Source organism: Pseudomonas onubensis (assembly GCF_965653655.1).
In the GTDB taxonomy this organism is placed as follows: domain Bacteria; phylum Pseudomonadota; class Gammaproteobacteria; order Pseudomonadales; family Pseudomonadaceae; genus Aquipseudomonas.
In genome coordinates this window covers 50,481-69,996 of sequence record NZ_CBFHAZ010000022.1, presented here as the reverse complement: position 1 = coordinate 69,996, position 19,516 = coordinate 50,481, and the positions used below count along the sequence as shown (strand labels likewise).

The window sequence follows — 19,516 nt, the reverse complement described above, 5'->3', positions numbered from 1 at the left end:
GGCTTGCTCGCGAATGCGGTGGGTCAGCCACTGAATCTGTCGACTGACACTCCGCATTCGCGAGCAAGCCCGCTCCCACATTTTGATCTTCAATAAGCTTGAATCAGGCTTTAGGTGCGGCGATACCCTGGCCCATTTGCACTGGCGTACCCGCCACCAGTTCTTCTGCCCACTTCACCTGATCCGGTCCGAACAGCACGATGGCGGTCGAACCCAGCTTGAAGCGGCCCAGTTCAGCACCTTTCTCCAAGTGAATCGGCGCGCGTGCGGCTTCGTCGTAGCGGAAGGTTTTCAGCTCGCGCTTCGGCGGCGTCACCAACCCGGCCCATACGGTTTCAATCGACGCCACAATCATCGCACCCACCAGCACCACAGCCATCGGGCCGCGTTCGGTGTCGAACAGGCAGACAACACGTTCGTTGCGCGCAAACAGTTCCGGTACGTTTTCGGCAGTGGTCTGGTTGACCGAGAAAATCCGGCCCGGCACATAGACCATCTCGCGCAGCGTGCCGGCCAAAGGCATGTGTACGCGGTGGTAGTCCTTCGGTGACAGGTAGATGGTGGCGAAATCACCGCCCATGAACGGTGCAGCCAGCGCCGCATCGCCCCCCAGCAATTCCAGCACGCTGAAGCTATGGCCTTTGGCCTGGAACACCCGACCGTGTTCAATCGGGCCAAGTTGGCTGACCGCGCCGTCGGCTGGGCTCAGCACCGCGCCTGGAGTTTCATCCAGCGGGCGGGCGCCGTCTTTGAGGGCGCGGGTAAAGAAGGCGTTGAAGTGCTCGTAGGCGGTGAGGTCTTCGACCAGCGCCTGGGACATGTCCACTTGGTAGCGCTTGGCGAACCAGGCTGTGAAGGCATTCTTGAACCAGCGCACGCGGCACTCGGCAATGCAGCCGGCCAGGCGCGACAGCAAGTGGTGCGGCAGCAAGTACTGGCTGAGGATAAACAACTGCTTTTTCATAACTGTCCTTAAACCTTAAATCTCGACGGGGGTGTCGGGGTGGTTGCCCCATTCGCCCCAGGAACCGGCATAACCTTTGACTCGCGGATAACCGAGCGCCTTGGCCACCAGGTAGGTGAAGCCAGAGCGGTGGTGAGTCTGGCAGTGGGTGATGATTTCTTTGTCGCGGGTCAGCCCGAGGTCTTCGAGGATCTGCGGCATGTCGCGGCGGATACGCAGGTTGCGCGCCTTGTCCATGCCGGCAGTCCATTCGAAGTTGACGGCGCCGGGGATGTGCCCGCCCTTGGCTGCGAGCACTTTCTCGCCGGAGTACTCCAGCGGGCCACGTGCGTCCCAGATGCCCAGGTCGGCTGCACCAAGGCGGCTTTGCAGGTATTCGCGGGTGGCGGTGGGGCCGTCGTGCAGCGTGAGGCTGACCGGGCCGCCAACCGGGGTGGGCACTTCGGTGGATACCGGGTGTTTTTCGTCCAGCCAGGCCAGCAGGCCGCCGTCCAGGTAGTGGTATTTCTGGTGGCCGATCACGTCGAGCATCCAGATAAAGCGCCCGGCCCAGCCGCCGCCCTCGTCGTCATAGACGACGTAAGTGGCGTCCGGGGTGTGGCCCAGTTCGCCGAACAGCTTTTCCAGATCGGCCTTGTGCGGCAGCAAGCCGGGTGCCGGTGGCTGGCCCAATTGGGTGCGCTTGGGGTCAACGAAATGCGCGCCGGGGATATGCCCTTCGGCGTAGCGGGCGGCACTGGTGAGGTCCACCAGAATCAAGTGTTCGGCATCCAGGCGACCATGCAGGTCGCTGGATTCGATCACCAGCGGCAAGCCAGAGAAGTCAGGCATGTGAGGTCTCCTGGGCACAAATGTTGGCGATAAAGGACGGCGATTGTAGCGCAAGCATCAGGCGCTGCGGTTGGTAAAGCTGTGCAGCGCTTTCTCGATGCATTGAGCGGTTTTGCCGAAGGCCTGCACGGTGGTTTCCGAGAACGGCCCGCCGCCCTGGTCGGCGACCATCAGCATCACCACGCGGCCATTGCAGCTCAGAGAGCGTAGCAACAGGTGTTCACCGGTAAACCAGCGGCGCAGGATCGGCGGCAGCAACGCGGAAAATTGCGCGTGATTGTCGGGCGTGAGGCGTACCTGGGCGGACTTTTCCAGCAGGCGCTGCAGCAGCGTGCTGTTGACGACGTCCAGGCTCAGGTTGGCAGCCTCCTTTGGCAAACCGTCGGCCTGATGCACGCGCAAGGTACTCAGGGCGCGGTCGGCCATAAAGAGCAGCACGCGCTGCATGCCACTGGCGACCAAGGCTTCCCTGGCGCAGGTGGTCAAGTGCATGGCGTTGGCAAAGCGGCTCGGCTCGACCAGCAATTCGGTGCAGCGCTTGCGCCACACGGCCAATGCTTCGGCCGTGGGCGGTGGTGCGGGCAGCAGGCCGCGATGGACTTTTTGCACATGCCACGGCCAGATCAGCGACAGCGCCGGGTGCCAGAGGTCCGGCATCAAGGTGGTGCGCGCGCTGGTGACCGCTTGTTGATGAACCTGTTGCTGCACCTCACACAGCGGCGCTTGCAGGTACAGCGCAGTGAGGTATTGCCAGCGCTCGGTGTGTGGGCAGGTCCAGGATTCCTGGGCCGACATCGCCAGGCCGTTGGCCAGCAGCACGGTATTGGCGGGCTGGTTCAGCCAGCGCCGCAGGTTGGGTTCGGCATCGAGCAATTGCTGCTGGCGCAACGCGTCATCTTCGCGGGCGATGTGCAACGCCTTGACCAGCAAGCGCTGTTCGGTCAGCAGCAGGTTGTAGCCCTGGGATACCCATATCGGCAGGTGCCAGGCTTCGGTCAAGCCCAGGCACAGGTCGAGCAAGCGTACACCGAACAGCTCCTGCTCGACCTTGCGCGCCGACTGGCCTTTGTGGATCACCCGCAGTTCCCATTCTTCCAGCAGCTTGGGGTAGGCCACGGCCAGCGGCCACAGTGGCGACAGAAACAGCAGGCTGCCCCAATGGATGTCTTGCCACAGCCGCGCCAGGCGGCTGGCGAACAAACCGTTGGCTTGCTGTGAGGCGTGCTGGCTCACCAGCAGCAATTGGCGCAAGGCCACCGGGATGTCTTTTTCCGGCACCGCGGGCAGGCGCGTGAGCAATTCTTCGGCGCGTTTAAGGCCCAGGCGGTTCAGTGCCACTTCGAGGTTTTCTGCCGGCCCCGAGAGGCTGCCGTGCGTCTGGCTGTTGGCTTCGCGCATCACGCTGAGCACCAGCGCCGGGCTGTTTTGCATCAGTTCGGCAATATCTCGCAATGAACTACGGCTGTCGCGGATGGCCTTGCACACGCGTTCGTGACTAGCCTGAGGAACAGGCAGCAGCACATCGTCCAGGCGCTTGATCCAAGCGGCGAGGGTGGTGGGTTTTGTCGTTGGAACTGTCGTTTCGTTTGCCATGATTGGGGCGCGATCATCACTTGCGTTCAACACACCCGGAACGGGCCGAATTGGCTTTTCGCCTTAACGGGCTATAGTCTGGCGCAGTTTTGCCGATAAGTAGAACAAGAGTTTTCTGCAGCACCCACTATGTCCATGAACCCGACGGCGCAAGTACCAATCTCCTATGGCTAAAATTATCGGCATCATCGTCGTCATCGCAAGTGTGCTCGGTGGGTACGTCCTGTCCCACGGTAAAATTGCCGCGCTGATCCAGCCCTTCGAAGTGCTGATCATCGGTGGCGCCGCGTTTGGTGCTTTCCTGCAGGCCAACCCTGGCTACATGACCATGCACGTGATCAAGAAGTCGCTGGGCATGTTCAGCTCGCGCTTCTCCCATACCTTTTATCTTGAGGTGCTGGGGCTGATCTACGAGATCCTCAACAAGAGCCGCCGCGAAGGCATGATGGCCATCGAAGGCGACATCGAAGACGCCGCCGCCAGCCCGATTTTTGCCAAGTACCCGGCCGTGCTCAAAGATGAGCGCATGACCGCGTATATCTGTGATTACCTGCGCATCATGTCCTCCGGCAACATGGCCCCGCACGAGCTCGAAGGCCTGTTCGACATGGAGCTGTTCAGCCTCAAGGAAGAGCTGGAACACCCTTCTCACGCCGTGACCGGCATTGCCGACGGCATGCCCGGTTTTGGTATCGTCGCGGCGGTACTCGGTATCGTGGTGACCATGGCATCCCTGGGTGAAGGCGACCAGAAGGCCATCGGCATGCACGTGGGCGCGGCCCTCGTCGGGACCTTCTTCGGTATCCTCGCGGCCTACGGTTTCTTCGGCCCATTGGCCACGTCCCTGGCCCACGATGCCAAGGAAGAAGTGAATTTGTACGAAGCGATCAAGGCCTGCCTGGTGGCTTCAGCGTCCGGCATGCCGCCATCGCTGGCGGTGGAGTTCGGGCGCAAGGTGCTGTACCCGAAACATCGCCCAAGTTTTGCCGAGCTGGAACAAGCGGTTCGCGGTCGCTAAGTCATGGAAAACAACCAGCCGATAATCATCAAGCGCGTCAAGCGCTTCGCTGCGGGGCACCATGGTGGCGCCTGGAAAATCGCCTTCGCCGACTTTGCCACGGCGATGATGGCGTTCTTCTTGGTGCTGTGGCTGATGTCGACCGCCACGCCCGAGCAGAAGATCGCCATCGCCGGTTACTTCAAAGACCCGATTGGTTTTTCGGAAAGCGGCACGCCCTTCGTGATCGACCTGGGCGGCTCGCCGCAACTGGCGCCTGAGCGCACCATCAACCCCGAGGTCAAGACCGAGTCGCCGCAGGAAAACATCCCGATCGAGCGCGAAACCGTCGAGAGCATGGCCGAGCAGGTTGAAAAAGAGCGCCTGGAGTTGCTGCTGCAGGAACTGCAGACCAAGGTCGAAGAAAACCCGCAATTGCTCAAATTCAAGGATCAGATTTCCTTCGAAATCACCCCGGAAGGCTTGCGCATCCAGATCACCGACGCCGCCAACCGGCCGATGTTCGACTCCGGCAGTGCGCGCTTGAAGCCGTACTTCGAAGATATCCTGCTGGCCATGGCCGACACCATCAAGGCGGTGCCGAACAAGATCAGCATCAGCGGCCACACCGACGCCAAGCCCTATGCGGGCCAGGGCGACTTCGGCAACTGGGAGCTTTCGGCCAACCGCGCCAACGCCGCCCGCCGTGCGCTGGTGGCAGGCAGCTATCCCGACCCGCAAGTGGCGCGCGTAGTGGGGTTCGCGTCTTCGCAGTTGTTTGACCCTAAAGACCCGTTCAACCCGATCAACCGCCGTATCGATATCGTGGTGCTGACTAAAAAAGCCCAACGTGCGATTGAAGGTGATCAGCCGCCACCTGCGGCACCGGCCCAGGGCGAAGGCGCACCGGGTGAAGTGCCGGCAGACCCGAATGCCATTCCGCCAGGGCAGGAGCCGTTGCCGGCGCATGAGCTGCGGCAGAAGCTGAACCTGTTTGATGACGGCGGGGTGAAAGACCCGACTGCGCCTGCGCCCGGTTCGTAAGCCGTCTTTTTTTCGTTGTAAATGAAAACGCCCCGACTATGTCGGGGCGTTTTTATTTGTGTTCAGAGAGGAAGGTAGGCTTTGACCCCGCTGATGACACCTCGCATGTCCTCCACACACAGGCGCGGCACGAAGTACTCCCGGCCCTTGGCGCGAGTCTTTCTGTGCAGTTTGTCGAGACGCTCGAAGCTGACGGTGTAAATCATGTCGCACTTCACCCATAGCTCTTTATAGCCGTCGGATTGAAGTGGGTTGGTGCGCAGCAAGTGGTGCCAGTCGTGCTGGATATCGGGAGCGGTAGACGAAATAGGCACTACGGTACACAGCTTGCGGTTGTGAGTAGCTGTGGGCGATATCACTACGACCTTGCGGATCTTCAGCATTTCCGGAGCCACAAAGCCTCGGGTGAAGTCGCAGAGCAGCACATCGCCTTGTTTGGGGTGATAGTAGAGAGCCAAATGTTAATGCCCCACAAAAAGCAAAGCCGCCCGAAGGCGGCTTCATTCGACGCGCAGTGGAGCTTGCTTCGCCCCTTCTGCGCCGCTGGATCAACCCCGAAAAGGATCCAGACTCCTGCCAGCTTTCGCTGGTGACGGAGCAATTATGCGCATCGAGAAATCCGAATACAAGCTGGCTTGTGCGTATGAGCCACCCAGTAGGTCCGGATTCTTGATGCCTGCTCCCATTAAATCAATGGACTAGGGCGCTCAGTACCCTGGTTTATGTGTATCAAGACATGGATCGTTAATAGCTGCTCTCCGGCAAGCTCGCAATAATCGACCGATAGCTGTTCATTCGCTGCTGCTGCACACGCCCATCTTCCAGGGCCTTGAGCAACGCACAGCCCGGCTCGCGGTCGTGTTTGCAGTCGCGGAAGCGGCAGGTGCCGATCAGGTCGTTGAACTCGATGAAGCCCGCTTCCACATCACTGCGGCTGACGTGGCCGAGGCCGAATTCACGGATGCCTGGGGAGTCGATCAACTCACCGCCGCCGGGGAAGTGGAACAGCCGCGCGGTGGTGGTGGTGTGCGTGCCCTGGCCGGACAGTTCCGACAGCGGGCCAACGCGGGTGTCGACTTCCGGCAGCAGGCTGTTGACCAGCGACGACTTGCCCACGCCCGACTGGCCGACGAACACGCTGATGCGCCCGTCCAACTGCTGTTGCAGCTGTTCCATGCCATTGCCGTGATGCGCCGACACTTCCAGTACCGGGTAACCCAGCGTGCGGTAGACCGCCAGCAATGCGTTGAGCGCCGGGGCGTTCTGTTCGTCGATCAGGTCGAATTTGTTCAGCAACAGCAGCGGGCGAATGCCGGCATGCTCGGCTGCGACCAGGTAGCGGTCGATCAGGTTGGCATGCGGCTCGGGCAACGGTGCGAACACGATCACGATCATGTCGACGTTGGCCGCCACTGGCTTGAGCTGGCCACGACTGTCGGGCCGGCGCAGTTCGGTGGTGCGCGGCAGTTGGGCGACGATCACGCCGATGCCCTGGTTGCCGGCACGCCACACGACCTTGTCGCCGGTGACCAGCGCAGGCAGGTTGGCGCGCAGGTGGCAGCGCGACACCGAACCTGCGAGTTCGCCTTCGAGCGCCTCGACTTCGACCTGCACACCAAAGTGCGCGATCACCAGGCCCGTTTGTTCAGGCCCCAGGTCGCCGCCCTCGAGCGCTTCCACGGCGGAGGATTCACGTTTGGCGGCGCGAGCGGCGCGTTCACCTTGAATCTTTTCGATGCGCCAGTTTTGGCGGCGATTGAGCTGGCGTTTGGCCATTGGTGTTCCGTGTCGATAATGCAAAGGTTGGGTAAAACGGTCGCGAGTCTAGCACGCCCCCGCCTGCTAAACTGCGCAGCTAAGCCAAGGGCCAAGAGAATCAAGCCATGCAAAACCCACAGAACCTGATTTGGATCGATCTGGAAATGACCGGTCTGAACCCCGACACCGACGTCATCATCGAGATGGCGACCATTGTCACCGACAGCAACCTCAATACCTTGGCCGAAGGTCCGGTGATCGCCATCCACCACAGCGACGCCGTGCTGGCCACCATGGACGAGTGGAACACCCGCACCCACGGCAACTCCGGCCTGACCCAGCGCGTGCGCGACAGCCGTATCAGCATGCGCGACGCCGAAGCTGAAACCATCGCCTTCCTTGAAAAGTGGGTGCCCAAGGGCAAGTCGCCGATCTGTGGTAACAGCATCTGCCAGGATCGTCGCTTCCTTTATACGCACATGAAGGGGCTGGAAAGCTACTTCCACTACCGCAACCTGGATGTGTCCACCTTGAAAGAGCTGGCGGCGCGCTGGGCGCCGGAGGTTAAGGACAGCTTCCATAAGGGCAGCACGCATTTGGCGCTGGATGATATTCGCGAGTCGATCGCCGAGTTGCAGCATTACCGCAAGCATTTCATCAAGGCTTGAATCTTTGGTGCCTGGCCTGGCGCCTTCGCGAGCAAGCCCGCTCCCACATTTAACCGAGTTCCACCTTTGGAATGCGGTTAAATGTGGGAGCGGGCTTGCTCGCGAAGGGCGCGACACGGTCTTTCGCCATGCGCCCCCTTTTGGTGCCATCACCCAATGATTAGAATGCGCGCCTATTTGCAAGGATCGCCATCATGCTGTTGATGCTCTACCTCATCGCCATCACCGCTGAAGCCATGACCGGCGCGCTGTCCGCCGGGCGCCGTGGCATGGACTGGTTTGGCGTGGTGCTGATCGCCTGCGTCACCGCGCTGGGCGGTGGTTCGGTGCGCGATGTGCTGTTGGGGCATTACCCGCTGACCTGGGTCAAACACCCGGAATACCTGGTGCTGACCTCCATCGCGGCATTGGTGACGATCTTTATTGCGCCGCTGATGCGCCGCCTGCGCTCGCTGTTCCTGGCGTTGGACGCCTTGGGCCTGGTGGCGTTTACCCTGATCGGCTGCATGACTGCCTTGGAAATGGGCCACGGCATGCTGGTGGCATCGGTCAGCGGCGTGATCACGGGCGTATTCGGCGGCATCCTGCGGGATATCTTCTGTAACGACATTCCGTTGATCTTTCGTCGTGAGCTGTACGCCAGCGTGTCGTTCCTCGCCGCCTGGTTCTACATGCTGTGCCTGTATCTGCAACTACCCAGCGAGCAGGCGATTTTGCTGACCTTGTTCAGCGGCTTTTTATTACGCCTGCTGGCGATCCGTTTTCACTGGGAAATGCCCAAGTTCGTCTACAACGACGACGTGCACTAGCGCGTAGCGTGCTGGTTGAGCGCCCATTCCACATGTTCACGCACCAACTCGGACGGATAATCGCGGCGTGCTTTCAAGGCTTCGAGCACCGGGATGCTCGACGGTGCGTTGCCCAGGCCCACTGCCAGGTTGCGCAGCCAGCGCTCATAACCGGCGCGGCGTAGGGGCGAGCCTTCGGTGCTGCTGAGGAATTTATCCTCGTCCCACATAAACAATTCGGCCAGTTCTGCGTTATCCAGATTGTGCCGTGGCTTGAAATCGCTCTCGGCCGTGGATCGGGCGAAACGATTCCACGGGCAAACGATCTGACAGTCATCGCAGCCGAACACCCGATTGCCGATCAGTGGGCGCAGGTCCTCGGGGATCGCACTCTTGAGTTCGATGGTCAGGTAGGAAATGCAGCGCCGCGCGTCGAGCACATAAGGGCCGACGAAGGCATTGGTGGGGCATATATCCAGGCACGCGGTGCAGCGGCCGCAATGCTCGGTGGTGTGGGGCGCGTCCACCGGCAAGGGCAAATCGACAAACAGTTCGCTGAGGAAGAAGTAACTGCCGGCCTTGCGATTGAGTACCAGGGTGTTTTTGCCGATCCAGCCCAGGCCGGCTTGTTCGGCAATGGCTTTTTCCAACACGGGCGCGCTGTCGACAAAGGCCCGAAAGCCAAACGGGCCGATCTGTGCCTGGATACGGTCGGCCAGCTGTTGCACGCGCTTGCGGATCAGCTTGTGGTAATCGCGGCCCAGGGCGTAACGGGAGATGTAGGCTTTTTCTGGCTTGGCCAGCAACTGCGCCATTTGCGTGTCGCCTGGCAGATAATCCATGCGCAGCGAGACCACGCGCAGGGTGCCCGGCACCAGTTCTTCGGGGTGCGAGCGTTTGCTGCCATGGGCGCCCATGTATTCCATCTCGCCGTGGTAGCCCGCGTCGAGCCAGCGTTGCAGGTGCTGCTCATGCTCGGCCAGGTCCAGGCCGCTGATGCCGACTTGTTGAAAGCCCAGCTCGCGGCCCCAGTCTTTGATCGATTGGGCGAGGGCGGACAGATCGGAAGTAATTGCGGGCATGAGACACGGGAAACCACAGGTTAGATGCGTATAATTCTGCCAGACATCGGAGCTTGAAGACGCATGCCGCAGACAAAACACACAATTACCGACGTACAGCCGCTATTGCACGGGCATTTGCCGCAACTGGCTGCACGTTCCCCGGACGCCCATAAAGGCCAGTTCGGCCACCTGCTGGTCATCGGCGGCGACCATGGCTTTGGCGGTGCTGCGTTGCTCAGCGCCGAAAGCGCCTTGCGCAGTGGCGCGGGCATGGTTTCGTTGGCGACTCGCCCGGAACACGTGCCGGCTGCACTCGCACGCTTGCCGGAGGTGATGACCGTCGGCGTGAGTTCAGCCAATCAGTTGATTGGGCTGCTGGAGAAAATCTCGGTGATCGTTATCGGGCCCGGCCTGGGCGCAGCGTCCTGGGGCAAAAGCCTGCTGTCGGTTGCCGCCAACGCCCGGCAGCCGCAAGTCTGGGATGCCGATGCCTTGAACCAGCTGGCCGCAGGCGGTGTAAACCTGCCGGCCAACAGCGTAATCACGCCGCATCCCGGTGAGGCGGCGCGGTTGATGGGCATCACGACAGCCGAGGTTCAGGCCGATCGCCTTAACGTGGCGCGCGCTTTAAGCCAGACATTCAATGCAGTGGCTATCCTCAAGGGTGCTGGCAGTTTGATTGCCAGCCCGGACGGTCGTGTTTCGCGCTGTGACCAAGGCCACCCGGCGATGGCGACCGCCGGTTTGGGGGATGTGTTGAGCGGCTTGGTAGGTGCATTGCTGGCCCAAGGCATGCTCGCCTATGAGGCAAGCTGCCTGGCCGTGTGGTTGCACGCCACGGCGGGGGATCGCCAAGGCACTTATGGTCGCGGCCTGGCCGCCAGCGACTTGATACCCGCCATTCGTCAATTGCTGGAGGAGCAGTCGCCGTGCCTGAAGTAAGCCTTTTTCTGGCTGATGAAGACGCCATGGTCGCGTTGGGTCAGCGTATTGCCCAGGTTACGGCCGGCGCGGGGCTGATTTTCCTTGAAGGCGACCTGGGCGCGGGCAAAACCACGCTGTCGCGGGGGATTATTCGTGGGCTGGGCCACGCGGGCGCGGTAAAAAGCCCGACGTTCACCTTGGTCGAACCCTACGAGATCGGTGCAGTTCGCGCCTTTCACTTTGACCTGTATCGGCTGGTCGATCCCGAAGAACTGGAGTACATGGGCATCCGTGATTACTTCGATGAAGATGCACTGTGCCTGATCGAGTGGCCAGATAAAGGCACAGGCTTTTTGCCAAAGCCGGACCTGACCATTACCATTACGCCGCATGAGCATGGACGTCAGCTGAAGTTGTTGCCCCAGAGTGCGCGAGGCCAGTCTTGGTGCGCGGCCCTGGCATTGGAATTCAAATAAAATTGGTGGGGTTAGGTATGCGCTTTCGCGCGATGGTTGCTGTCGTAGGGGTGTTGCTTGCGGCAATGACTTTCAATGCTCTGGCTGCTTCACAGGTGAAAAGTGTTCGCCTGTGGCGAGCGCCGGATAACACGCGACTGGTGTTCGACCTGTCTGGCCCGGTCCAGCACAGCGTCTTTACCCTGACGGCGCCCGATCGCCTGGTAATCGACATCAACGGTGCCACCCTCGGCGCGCCGCTGAAAGTCTCCACCGCCAATACCCCGATCACCGCGATGCGCTCGGCCCAGCGCACGCCGACCGATCTGCGTGTGGTCATCGACCTGAAAAAGGCCGTGACCCCGAAAAGCTTCGTACTGGCGCCTAATGCCCAATACGGCAACCGGCTGGTGGTCGACCTGTTCGACAACCCCGCCGATGCCAACCCGTCGCCTGCGCCAACCCCGAGTGTTGCGACGGTGCCGGCCGTGCCGGTCAACCCGGCGCAGCCGCAGGTCAAGTTGCCGCCGCCACCACCGGCGCCTGCGGGCAAACGCGACATTATTGTGGTGATCGACGCCGGCCACGGTGGTGAAGACCCGGGCGCCTCCGGCTCGCGCGGCCAGCATGAGAAGGACGTGGTATTGGCCATCGCCCGTGAACTGCAGCGCCAGGTCAATGGCATGAAAGGCTACCGCGCAGAGCTGACCCGTACCGGCGACTACTTCATCCCGCTGCGTGGCCGTACCGAAATCGCCCGCAAGAAGGGCGCCGATCTGTTCGTGTCGATCCACGCCGACGCCGCGCCGTCTACAGCGGCCTTCGGTGCCTCGGTATTTGCCTTGTCGGACCGTGGCGCTACGTCCGAAACCGCACGCTGGCTGGCGGACAGCGAAAACCGTTCCGACTTGATCGGCGGGGCCGGCAACGTATCCCTCGACGACAAAGACAAAATGCTCGCCGGCGTATTGCTCGACCTGTCGATGACCGCTTCGCTGACCTCCAGCTTGAACGTCGGCCAGAAAGTCCTGAGCAATATTGGCCGCGTCACGTCCCTGCACAAACAGCGCGTGGAGCAGGCTGGGTTCATGGTGTTGAAGTCGCCGGATATCCCGTCGATCCTGGTGGAAACCGGGTTTATCTCCAACTCCAATGAAGCCTCGAAATTGGCCAGTTCCAGCCACCAGCAGGCGCTGGCGCGTTCGATCAGCGCCGGTATTCGCCAGTTCTTCCAGCAGAACCCGCCGCCGGGCACCTACATTGCCTGGCTGCGTGATTCCGGCAAAATCGCCCAAGGCCCGCGTGACCATCGCGTGCAGCCCGGCGACACCCTGGCCATGCTGGCCGTGCGTTTCCAGGTATCGGCCGCGACCTTGCGCAGCGCCAATAACCTGAAGACCGATGAATTGAAAGTCGGCCAGGTGTTGACCATCCCTGGCACTGAATTGGCGGCGCAGTAATGAGCGAATCGGTTTTGAATAGCGGTTCACGCATCGAACTGCTCAGCCCGCGCCTCGCCAACCAGATTGCCGCGGGTGAGGTGGTTGAGCGCCCGGCGTCGGTGATCAAGGAGTTGCTGGAAAACAGCATCGACTCCGGTGCGAAGCGCATTGACGTCGATGTGGAGCAGGGCGGCGTCAAGCTGCTGCGGGTGCGCGATGACGGCAGTGGGATCTCCTCGGATGACCTGCCGCTGGCTCTCGCGCGTCACGCCACCAGCAAGATTCGTGACCTCGAAGACCTTGAGCGGGTAATGAGCCTGGGTTTTCGTGGTGAGGCCTTGGCCTCCATCAGCTCCGTAGCGCGCCTGACCCTGACTTCGCGTACTCGCAGCGCCGAGCAAGCCTGGCAGGTGGAAACCGAAGGCCGTGACATGGCGCCCCGTGTGCAGCCGGCCGCGCATCCGGTGGGGACTTCGGTTGAAGTTCGCGACCTGTTTTTCAACACGCCCGCGCGACGCAAATTCCTCAAGGCCGAAAAAACCGAATTCGATCACCTGCAAGAAGTCATCAAGCGTCTGGCCTTGGCGCGCTTTGATGTGGCGTTTCATTTGCGCCACAACGGCAAAACCATCCTCAGCCTGCACGAAGCCCATGACGACGCTGCGCGTGCTCGGCGGGTCTCGGCGATCTGCGGCGCAGGCTTCCTGGAGCAGGCGTTGCCAATTGAGATTGAGCGCAATGGCTTGCGGCTGTGGGGCTGGGTGGGCTTGCCGACCTTCTCCCGCAGTCAGGCGGACTTGCAGTATTTCTTTGTGAATGGCCGTGCGGTACGCGACAAACTGGTGGCCCACGCGGTGCGCCAGGCGTATCGCGATGTGTTGTTCAACGGGCGGCATCCGACATTTGTACTGTTCTTTGAGGTCGACCCGTCGGTGGTCGACGTCAACGTGCACCCAACCAAGCACGAAGTGCGTTTCCGTGACGGGCGCATGGTGCATGACTTCCTCTACGGCACGCTGCACCGCGCCTTGGGCGATGTGCGCCCGGATGATCAGTTGTCTGCGCCGATTGTGACGGCGGTGGTAAGGCCCAGCGGTCCGGAGGCCGGCGAGTTTGGCCCTCAGGGCGAAATGAGCCTGGCCGCCAACCTGCTGCAATCGCCGCAGCCGCAGCCTTCCTATACGGCGCCGGGTTCCGGTTCGGGCGCGGGTTATCAGTACCAATACACGCCACGTCCGCAGTCGGCTGTGCCGGTAGCTGAGGCCCAGGCCGCCTATCGCGAATTTTTTGCACCGCTGCCGGGGGCCGAGCCGGGCGCTGTGGCGTTGCCAGACGGCGGCGGTGATATTCCGCCCTTGGGTTATGCGCTGGCTCAGCTCAAGGGCATTTACATCCTGTCCGAAAACGCCCACGGCCTGGTGCTGGTGGACATGCACGCCGCCCACGAGCGGATCATGTACGAGCGCTTGAAGATCGCCATGGCCAGTGAAGGTCTGAGCGGCCAGCCGTTGTTGGTGCCGGAATCCCTGGCGGTGAGCCAGCGTGAGGCCGATTGCGCCGAGGAACACCACAGTGTGTTCCAGAAACTGGGCTTCGAACTGCAACGCCTGGGCCCGGAAACCCTGGCTATTCGCCAGATTCCCGCCTTGCTCAAGCAAGCCGAAGCCAATCGCCTGGTGGCCGACGTGCTGGCCGACCTGATGGAATACGGCACCAGTGACCGCATCCAGGCGCATATCAACGAACTGCTCGGCACCATGGCCTGCCACGGTGCAATCCGTGCCAACCGCCGCCTGGCCTTGCCGGAAATGAACGGCTTGCTGCGCGACATGGAAAACACCGAGCGCAGCGGGCAATGCAACCATGGCCGACCGACCTGGACCCAAATGGGCCTGGACGACTTGGACAAACTGTTCTTGCGCGGCCGTTGATGAGTGCCTTGCCCCCCGCCATCTTCCTGATGGGCCCTACGGCCGCCGGCAAGACCGACCTGGCCATCGAGTTGACCAAAGTGCTGCCCTGCGAGCTGATCAGTGTCGACTCTGCCCTGGTTTACCGGGACATGGACATCGGCACCGCCAAGCCTTCAAAAGAACTGTTGGCACAGTATCCACACCGGTTGATTGACATCATCGACCCGGCCGAGAGTTATTCCGCCGCCGATTTCCGTACCGACGCCCTGGCCGCCATGGCCGAAATCACCGCGCGGGGCAATATTCCGCTGCTGGTGGGCGGTACGATGCTCTACTACAAGGCTTTGCAGGAAGGCTTGGCGGATATGCCGGCGGCCGACGCCCAGGTGCGCGGCGAAATTGAGGAAGAGGCTGCACGCCTCGGCTGGCAAGCCCTGCACGACCAGTTGGCGGCCGTTGACCCGGTTTCCGCTGCGCGCATTCACCCCAATGACCCCCAGCGCCTCAGTCGCGCCCTGGAAGTCTGGCGGGTGAGCGGCCAGACCATGACTGAACACAGGCTGAAACAAACTGCGCAAAGTGCTGATGCAGGCGCATCTGGACAGTCACAATTGCCCTATACTGTGGCGAATCTGGCCATTGCTCCGGCAAATCGCCAGGTGTTGCATGAACGAATTGCACAAAGATTCACAATTATGTTGGAACAGGGGTTTGTGGACGAGGTCGTAGCACTGCGTTCCCGAGGTGACCTGCATGCCGGGTTGCCTTCGATACGTGCTGTAGGCTACCGCCAAGTCTGGGAACATCTGGATGGCAAGCTGACGTCAGCCGAAATGCAGGAGCGCGGCATCATTGCCACGCGCCAATTGGCGAAGCGCCAGTTCACCTGGCTGCGCAACTGGAGCGATTTGCACTGGTTGGACAGCCTGGACAGCGACAATCTGTCACGCGCCTTGAAATACTTGGGATCGGTCTCCATATTGAGCTGAGTCCTTGCAATTGCCGTCTATCCTTGGGGGTGTGACGGCCATGAGCTATCTATTTTCCGAATTTTATTATTGATCCTTAAAGGAGTGCGGCACATGTCAAAAGGGCATTCGCTACAAGACCCTTACTTGAATACTTTACGTAAAGAGAAAGTTGGGGTTTCCATCTACCTGGTCAACGGTATCAAGCTGCAGGGCACGATCGAATCGTTCGACCAGTTCGTGATCCTGCTGAAAAACACCGTCAGCCAGATGGTTTACAAGCACGCTATCTCGACAGTCGTTCCAGTTCGTCCAATCCGTCTGCCTAGCGCAGCAGGTGATGAACAGGGTGACGCTGAGCCAGGTAACGCCTGATAGGAGTCTCCTTTGTTCTTTGAGCGCCACGGTGGTGGTGAGCGAGTAATCCTCGTTCACTTGGATGGACAGGACCCTGAGGCGCGCGAAGATCCGCAGGAGTTTCAGGAGTTGGCAAATTCGGCCGGCGCCGAGACCGTTGCGTTTTTTAACGTACCGCGTCATCGGCCAACCGCCAAATACCTGATTGGCAGCGGCAAGGTCGAGGAACTGCGCGACCTGGTTCACGCCGAAGAAGCCGATCTGGTGATCTTCAATCACACCCTCACGCCCAGTCAGGAACGTAACCTCGAACGTGTTTTCGAGTGTCGCGTGATCGACCGCACCGGTCTGATTCTCGATATTTTCGCCCAGCGCGCCCGTACCCATGAAGGCAAGCTCCAGGTAGAACTGGCCCAGCTTGACCACATGAGCACCCGGCTGGTGCGTGGCTGGACTCACCTTGAGCGTCAAGGTGGTGGCATCGGCATGCGCGGCCCGGGTGAAACCCAGCTGGAAACCGACCGACGTCTGCTGCGGGTACGCCTGCGCCAGATCAAGGGGCGCCTGGAAAAAGTACGCAGCCAGCGTGAACAATCACGCCGTGGCCGCTCGCGTGCGGACATCCCTACCGTGTCCCTGGTGGGCTATACCAACGCCGGCAAATCCACGCTGTTCAACAACGTGACGAAATCCGACGTGTACGCGGCCGACCAACTGTTCGCGACCCTCGACCCGACCTTGCGCCGTCTGGACATCGACGACCTGGGGCCGATTGTCCTTGCCGATACCGTAGGTTTCATTCGTCACTTGCCGCACAAGCTGGTCGAAGCGTTTCGGTCTACGCTCGAAGAGTCGAGCAATTCCGACCTGCTGTTGCACGTGATCGATGCGGCCGAACCGGATCGCATGCTGCAGATCGAGCAGGTGATGGTGGTGCTGGGCGAGATTGGTGCACAGGACTTGCCGATCCTTGAGGTCTATAACAAACTCGATTTGCTTGAGGGCGTTGAGCCGCAAATCCAGCGCGATGAAGACGGCAAGCCCCAGCGGGTCTGGCTGTCGGCGCGCGATGGTAGTGGTTTGGAGTTGCTTGAACAGGCGATTGCCGAGTTGTTGGGCAGCGATTTGTTTGTCGGCACCTTGCGCTTGCCGCAACGTTTTGCTCGACTGCGTGCACAGTTTTTCGAACTGGGCGCCGTACAGAAAGAAGAATACGACGAAGAAGGTGTCAGCTTGCTGGCCGTTCGATTGCCGCGCTCGGAGCTGAATCGGCTGGTCAGCCGTGAAGGTGTAGTACCGACGGAGTTCATCGAACAACACACTTTGCAATAAAAGCCTCCGAAAGCGGTTGTGCCGCAGTAGCAGGCATTCTGTAGCATTGGTCGGCGCGCCGTGGGTGCGTCTTTGCTTTATCAGATGGAGAGCGCTATGGCTTGGAATGAGCCGGGTGGCAACTCGAATAATCAGGATCCTTGGGGTGGTAAACGCCGCAATAATGGCGACCGCAAGGGGCCACCAGATCTCGACGAGGCCTTCCGAAAGCTGCAGGAAAGCCTGAATGGGTTGTTCGGTGGTGGAAAAAAACGCGGTGGTGGTGACGACGGCGGTCGCACAAGCAAGGGCGGCGGCTACGGCCTGCTGGGCCTTGGGCTTGTCGTGCTCGCAGCCGTGTGGCTGTACAGCGCCGTGTACGTGGTGGACGAGCAGGAGCAGGCCGTGGTGCTGCGCTTCGGCAAGTACTACGAGACTGTCGGGCCAGGCCTGAACATCTATTTCCCGCCGATCGACAAGAAGTACATGGAGAACGTCACGCGTGAGCGTGCCTACACCAAGCAGGGCCAGATGCTGACCGAAGACGAGAACATCGTCGAAGTGCCGCTGACCGTGCAGTACAAGATCAGCAACCTGCAGGACTTCGTGCTGAACGTTGATCAGCCGGAAATCAGCCTGCAACACGCAACCGAAAGCGCCCTGCGCCACGTGGTGGGTTCCACCGCCATGGACCAGGTGCTGACCGAAGGTCGTGAATTGATGGCCAGCGAAATCAAGGAGCGCCTGCAACGGTTCCTCGATACCTATCGCACCGGCATCACGGTGACTCAGGTGAACGTACAGAGCGCAGCGGCACCGCGCGAAGTGCAGGAAGCCTTTGATGACGTGATCCGCGCCCGTGAAGACGAGCAGCGTTCGCGCAACCAGGCTGAAACCTACGCCAACGGCGTCGTGCCGGAAGCCCGTGGTCAGGCCCAGCGCATCCTTGAAGATGCCAACGGTTATCGCGACGAAGTGGTCTCCCGCGCCAAGGGTGAGGCGGACCGCTTTACCAAACTGGTTGCCGAGTACCGCAAGGCTCCGGAAGTCACGCGTGAGCGTTTGTACCTGGACACCATGCAGGAAGTCTTCAGCAACACCAGCAAGGTTCTCGTGACCGGCAGCAAAGGTGGGCAGAACAACCTGCTGTACCTGCCGCTGGACAAGATGATCGAAGGTGGTCGTAGCGGCACCAGCGCACCGTCGAGCAGCTCGAATGCCGCTGCCAACGAAGCGAGCGCCCGTGCGGCCGCTGACTTGCTGCAACAGCAAACACGTACCAGGGAGAGTCGTTGATGAGCAATAAATCGCTGACCGCCCTGATTGTGGGCGTCGTCGTGGTCATCGCTGCCTGGAACTGCTTCTACATCGTGTCTCAGACCGAGCGCGCGGTGTTGCTGCAATTCGGTCGTGTGGTGCAGGCGGATGTCCAGCCGGGCCTGCATGTGAAAGTCCCCTACGTGAACCAGGTGCGCAAGTTCGACGGCCGCCTGATGACCCTGGATGCACCGACACAGCGCTTCCTGACCCTGGAAAAGAAAGCCGTGATGGTTGACGCCTACGCCAAGTGGCGCGTCAAGGATGCCGAGCGCTTCTACACCGCGACCTCCGGCCTCAAGCAGATTGCCGACGAGCGTTTGTCGCGTCGTCTGGAATCGGGCCTGCGTGACCAGTTTGGTAAACGCACCCTGCACGAGGTGGTATCGGGTGAACGTGATGCGCTGATGGCTGACATCACCCGTTCGCTGAACACGATGGCAGAAAAAGAGCTGGGCATCGAAGTGGTTGATGTTCGGGTCAAGGCTATCGATCTGCCGAAGGAAGTGAACCGCAGCGTGTTCGAGCGTATGAGCACCGAGCGTGAGCGTGAAGCCCGTGAGCATCGCGCCAAAGGTAACGAGTTGGCTGAAGGGATCCGTGCGGATGCCGACCGTCAGCGCCGTGTACTGCTGGCAGAGGCTTATCGCGAGTCTGAAGAGGCCCGTGGTGATGGTGATGCCCAGGCTGCGGCGATCTACGCCAAGGCTTACGGCCAGGACCAGGAGTTCTACGCGTTCTACCGTAGCCTGCGTGCCTACCGTGAAAGCTTCGCGAACAAAACCGACGTCATGGTGCTGGACCCAAGCAGCGACTTCTTCCGCTACCTGGAAAAGTCCAAGTAACCAAGCCTGTGACTTTAGGGCGCACTCCGTCGGGCGGCTAAAATGCCTGGCGGGGTGATCCTTTCAGAAAACGGGTGTATGATGCGGCAGCCGGGAAATTCCCGGCTTTTTTGCGTCTGCATGTTTGATTCGGCAGACGCCACAGGTTTTTCGAGGAAAGTGCCCGACGAGGCCGCTGGCAGGCCGTTCGTCACGTCGCTCTTGCGCGTGGATTATGCAAAGCGTGGGTATTTTCTGCTTCACTCAAGGCTCGGCCGAGGGCTGGCCGCCCGGATCA

General features: G+C 60.8%; 19 protein-coding genes. 13 read left to right on the top strand and 6 right to left on the bottom strand.

Annotated elements, in window-relative coordinates; all coding sequences use genetic code 11:
* Positions 1-103: 103 nt before the first annotated feature.
* Genes asd through ACTD9P_RS10375 form a run of 3 tightly spaced genes read right to left on the bottom strand, consistent with a single transcriptional unit; the run spans position 104 to position 3,388 of the window.
* Complete coding sequence (asd, locus tag ACTD9P_RS10385; protein ID WP_438867642.1) at positions 104-964, bottom strand: archaetidylserine decarboxylase; 861 nt, start codon at positions 962-964, stop codon at positions 104-106.
* Positions 965-979: 15 nt separating this feature from the next.
* Entirely contained in the window at positions 980-1,795 is an 816-nt protein-coding gene (locus tag ACTD9P_RS10380) for a rhodanese-like domain-containing protein (RefSeq protein WP_438867641.1), read from the bottom strand.
* Between the two features lie 57 nt (positions 1,796-1,852).
* Positions 1,853-3,388, bottom strand: a complete 1,536-nt coding sequence (locus ACTD9P_RS10375; protein WP_438867640.1) for an HDOD domain-containing protein — start codon at positions 3,386-3,388, stop codon at positions 1,853-1,855.
* Positions 3,389-3,554: 166 nt separating this feature from the next.
* Between ACTD9P_RS10375 and motA the strand changes: the two genes are divergently transcribed.
* Complete coding sequence (motA, locus tag ACTD9P_RS10370) at positions 3,555-4,406, top strand: flagellar motor stator protein MotA (protein ID WP_003217532.1); 852 nt, start codon at positions 3,555-3,557, stop codon at positions 4,404-4,406.
* A 3-nt stretch (positions 4,407-4,409) separates the two neighbouring features.
* On the top strand, positions 4,410-5,429 hold the full coding sequence (gene motB, locus ACTD9P_RS10365; RefSeq protein ID WP_438867639.1) for a flagellar motor protein MotB: 1,020 nt from the start codon (positions 4,410-4,412) through the stop codon (positions 5,427-5,429).
* Between the two features lie 62 nt (positions 5,430-5,491).
* Here the strand turns inward: motB and ACTD9P_RS10360 are convergent, their stop codons facing one another.
* Together ACTD9P_RS10360 and rsgA are read right to left on the bottom strand one after the other, a co-directional pair.
* Entirely contained in the window at positions 5,492-5,887 is a 396-nt protein-coding gene (locus ACTD9P_RS10360; RefSeq protein ID WP_438867638.1) for a type II toxin-antitoxin system PemK/MazF family toxin, read from the bottom strand.
* Between the two features lie 286 nt (positions 5,888-6,173).
* Positions 6,174-7,205 (bottom strand): small ribosomal subunit biogenesis GTPase RsgA, encoded by a 1,032-nt coding sequence (gene rsgA, locus ACTD9P_RS10355; RefSeq protein WP_003171340.1) that lies wholly within the window; start codon positions 7,203-7,205, stop codon positions 6,174-6,176.
* Positions 7,206-7,312: 107 nt separating this feature from the next.
* Between rsgA and orn the strand changes: the two genes are divergently transcribed.
* Together orn and ACTD9P_RS10345 are read left to right on the top strand one after the other, a co-directional pair.
* Positions 7,313-7,855 (top strand): oligoribonuclease, encoded by a 543-nt coding sequence (orn, locus tag ACTD9P_RS10350; protein ID WP_056860533.1) that lies wholly within the window; start codon positions 7,313-7,315, stop codon positions 7,853-7,855.
* Positions 7,856-8,046: 191 nt separating this feature from the next.
* On the top strand, positions 8,047-8,664 hold the full coding sequence (locus ACTD9P_RS10345; RefSeq protein ID WP_169986743.1) for a trimeric intracellular cation channel family protein: 618 nt from the start codon (positions 8,047-8,049) through the stop codon (positions 8,662-8,664).
* On the opposite strand, the gene queG is transcribed toward ACTD9P_RS10345, so the two are convergent.
* Positions 8,661-9,725, bottom strand: coding sequence for a tRNA epoxyqueuosine(34) reductase QueG (gene queG / locus ACTD9P_RS10340; RefSeq protein ID WP_438867637.1), 1,065 nt, complete (start codon positions 9,723-9,725; stop codon positions 8,661-8,663). The genes ACTD9P_RS10345 and queG overlap by 4 nt on opposite strands.
* A 63-nt stretch (positions 9,726-9,788) precedes the next feature.
* Between queG and ACTD9P_RS10335 the strand changes: the two genes are divergently transcribed.
* From ACTD9P_RS10335 to hflC, 9 genes are all read left to right on the top strand, one after another.
* Positions 9,789-10,649 (top strand): NAD(P)H-hydrate dehydratase, encoded by an 861-nt coding sequence (locus ACTD9P_RS10335; protein ID WP_438867636.1) that lies wholly within the window; start codon positions 9,789-9,791, stop codon positions 10,647-10,649.
* Positions 10,637-11,107: a tRNA (adenosine(37)-N6)-threonylcarbamoyltransferase complex ATPase subunit type 1 TsaE gene (gene tsaE / locus ACTD9P_RS10330; RefSeq protein WP_438867634.1), complete on the top strand. Its 471-nt coding sequence runs from the start codon at positions 10,637-10,639 to the stop codon at positions 11,105-11,107. The genes ACTD9P_RS10335 and tsaE overlap by 13 nt, the downstream gene beginning before the upstream one ends.
* 17 nt (positions 11,108-11,124) lie before the next feature.
* A complete protein-coding gene (locus ACTD9P_RS10325) occupies positions 11,125-12,546 on the top strand; it encodes an N-acetylmuramoyl-L-alanine amidase (protein ID WP_438867633.1) in 1,422 nt (473 codons plus the stop codon).
* Positions 12,546-14,459, top strand: a complete 1,914-nt coding sequence (gene mutL, locus ACTD9P_RS10320; protein WP_438867632.1) for a DNA mismatch repair endonuclease MutL — start codon at positions 12,546-12,548, stop codon at positions 14,457-14,459. Before ACTD9P_RS10325 ends, mutL begins: the two co-directional genes overlap by 1 nt.
* A complete protein-coding gene (miaA, locus tag ACTD9P_RS10315) occupies positions 14,459-15,430 on the top strand; it encodes a tRNA (adenosine(37)-N6)-dimethylallyltransferase MiaA (RefSeq protein WP_438867631.1) in 972 nt (323 codons plus the stop codon). Before mutL ends, miaA begins: the two co-directional genes overlap by 1 nt.
* Before the next feature lie 93 nt (positions 15,431-15,523).
* On the top strand, positions 15,524-15,784 hold the full coding sequence (hfq, locus tag ACTD9P_RS10310) for an RNA chaperone Hfq (protein ID WP_003188059.1): 261 nt from the start codon (positions 15,524-15,526) through the stop codon (positions 15,782-15,784).
* Between the two features lie 12 nt (positions 15,785-15,796).
* The gene (gene hflX, locus ACTD9P_RS10305; RefSeq protein WP_017138462.1) at positions 15,797-17,098 is read left to right on the top strand and encodes a ribosome rescue GTPase HflX; all 1,302 of its coding nucleotides are present in this window, start codon (positions 15,797-15,799) and stop codon (positions 17,096-17,098) included.
* Positions 17,099-17,194: 96 nt separating this feature from the next.
* Entirely contained in the window at positions 17,195-18,373 is a 1,179-nt protein-coding gene (gene hflK, locus ACTD9P_RS10300) for an FtsH protease activity modulator HflK (RefSeq protein WP_017138461.1), read from the top strand.
* Positions 18,373-19,239 carry a protease modulator HflC gene (gene hflC / locus ACTD9P_RS10295; RefSeq protein WP_017138460.1) on the top strand — a complete coding sequence of 289 codons (867 nt, stop codon included), beginning with the start codon at positions 18,373-18,375 and terminating at the stop codon, positions 19,237-19,239. The genes hflK and hflC overlap by 1 nt, the downstream gene beginning before the upstream one ends.
* The last annotated feature ends 277 nt before the right edge of the window (positions 19,240-19,516 follow it).

Coding starts and splice junctions, on each gene's coding strand:
- miaA (WP_438867631.1), top strand. CDS start 14,459: ATGAGTGCCTTGCCCCCCGCCATCTTCCTGATGGGCCCTACGGCCGCC.
- asd (WP_438867642.1), bottom strand. CDS start 964: ATGAAAAAGCAGTTGTTTATCCTCAGCCAGTACTTGCTGCCGCACCAC.
- rsgA (WP_003171340.1), bottom strand. CDS start 7,205: ATGGCCAAACGCCAGCTCAATCGCCGCCAAAACTGGCGCATCGAAAAG.
- queG (WP_438867637.1), bottom strand. CDS start 9,725: ATGCCCGCAATTACTTCCGATCTGTCCGCCCTCGCCCAATCGATCAAA.
- hflC (WP_017138460.1), top strand. CDS start 18,373: ATGAGCAATAAATCGCTGACCGCCCTGATTGTGGGCGTCGTCGTGGTC.
- ACTD9P_RS10335 (WP_438867636.1), top strand. CDS start 9,789: ATGCCGCAGACAAAACACACAATTACCGACGTACAGCCGCTATTGCAC.
- ACTD9P_RS10325 (WP_438867633.1), top strand. CDS start 11,125: ATGCGCTTTCGCGCGATGGTTGCTGTCGTAGGGGTGTTGCTTGCGGCA.
- motB (WP_438867639.1), top strand. CDS start 4,410: ATGGAAAACAACCAGCCGATAATCATCAAGCGCGTCAAGCGCTTCGCT.
- ACTD9P_RS10380 (WP_438867641.1), bottom strand. CDS start 1,795: ATGCCTGACTTCTCTGGCTTGCCGCTGGTGATCGAATCCAGCGACCTG.
- hfq (WP_003188059.1), top strand. CDS start 15,524: ATGTCAAAAGGGCATTCGCTACAAGACCCTTACTTGAATACTTTACGT.
- mutL (WP_438867632.1), top strand. CDS start 12,546: ATGAGCGAATCGGTTTTGAATAGCGGTTCACGCATCGAACTGCTCAGC.
- motA (WP_003217532.1), top strand. CDS start 3,555: ATGGCTAAAATTATCGGCATCATCGTCGTCATCGCAAGTGTGCTCGGT.
- hflK (WP_017138461.1), top strand. CDS start 17,195: ATGGCTTGGAATGAGCCGGGTGGCAACTCGAATAATCAGGATCCTTGG.
- orn (WP_056860533.1), top strand. CDS start 7,313: ATGCAAAACCCACAGAACCTGATTTGGATCGATCTGGAAATGACCGGT.
- ACTD9P_RS10375 (WP_438867640.1), bottom strand. CDS start 3,388: ATGGCAAACGAAACGACAGTTCCAACGACAAAACCCACCACCCTCGCC.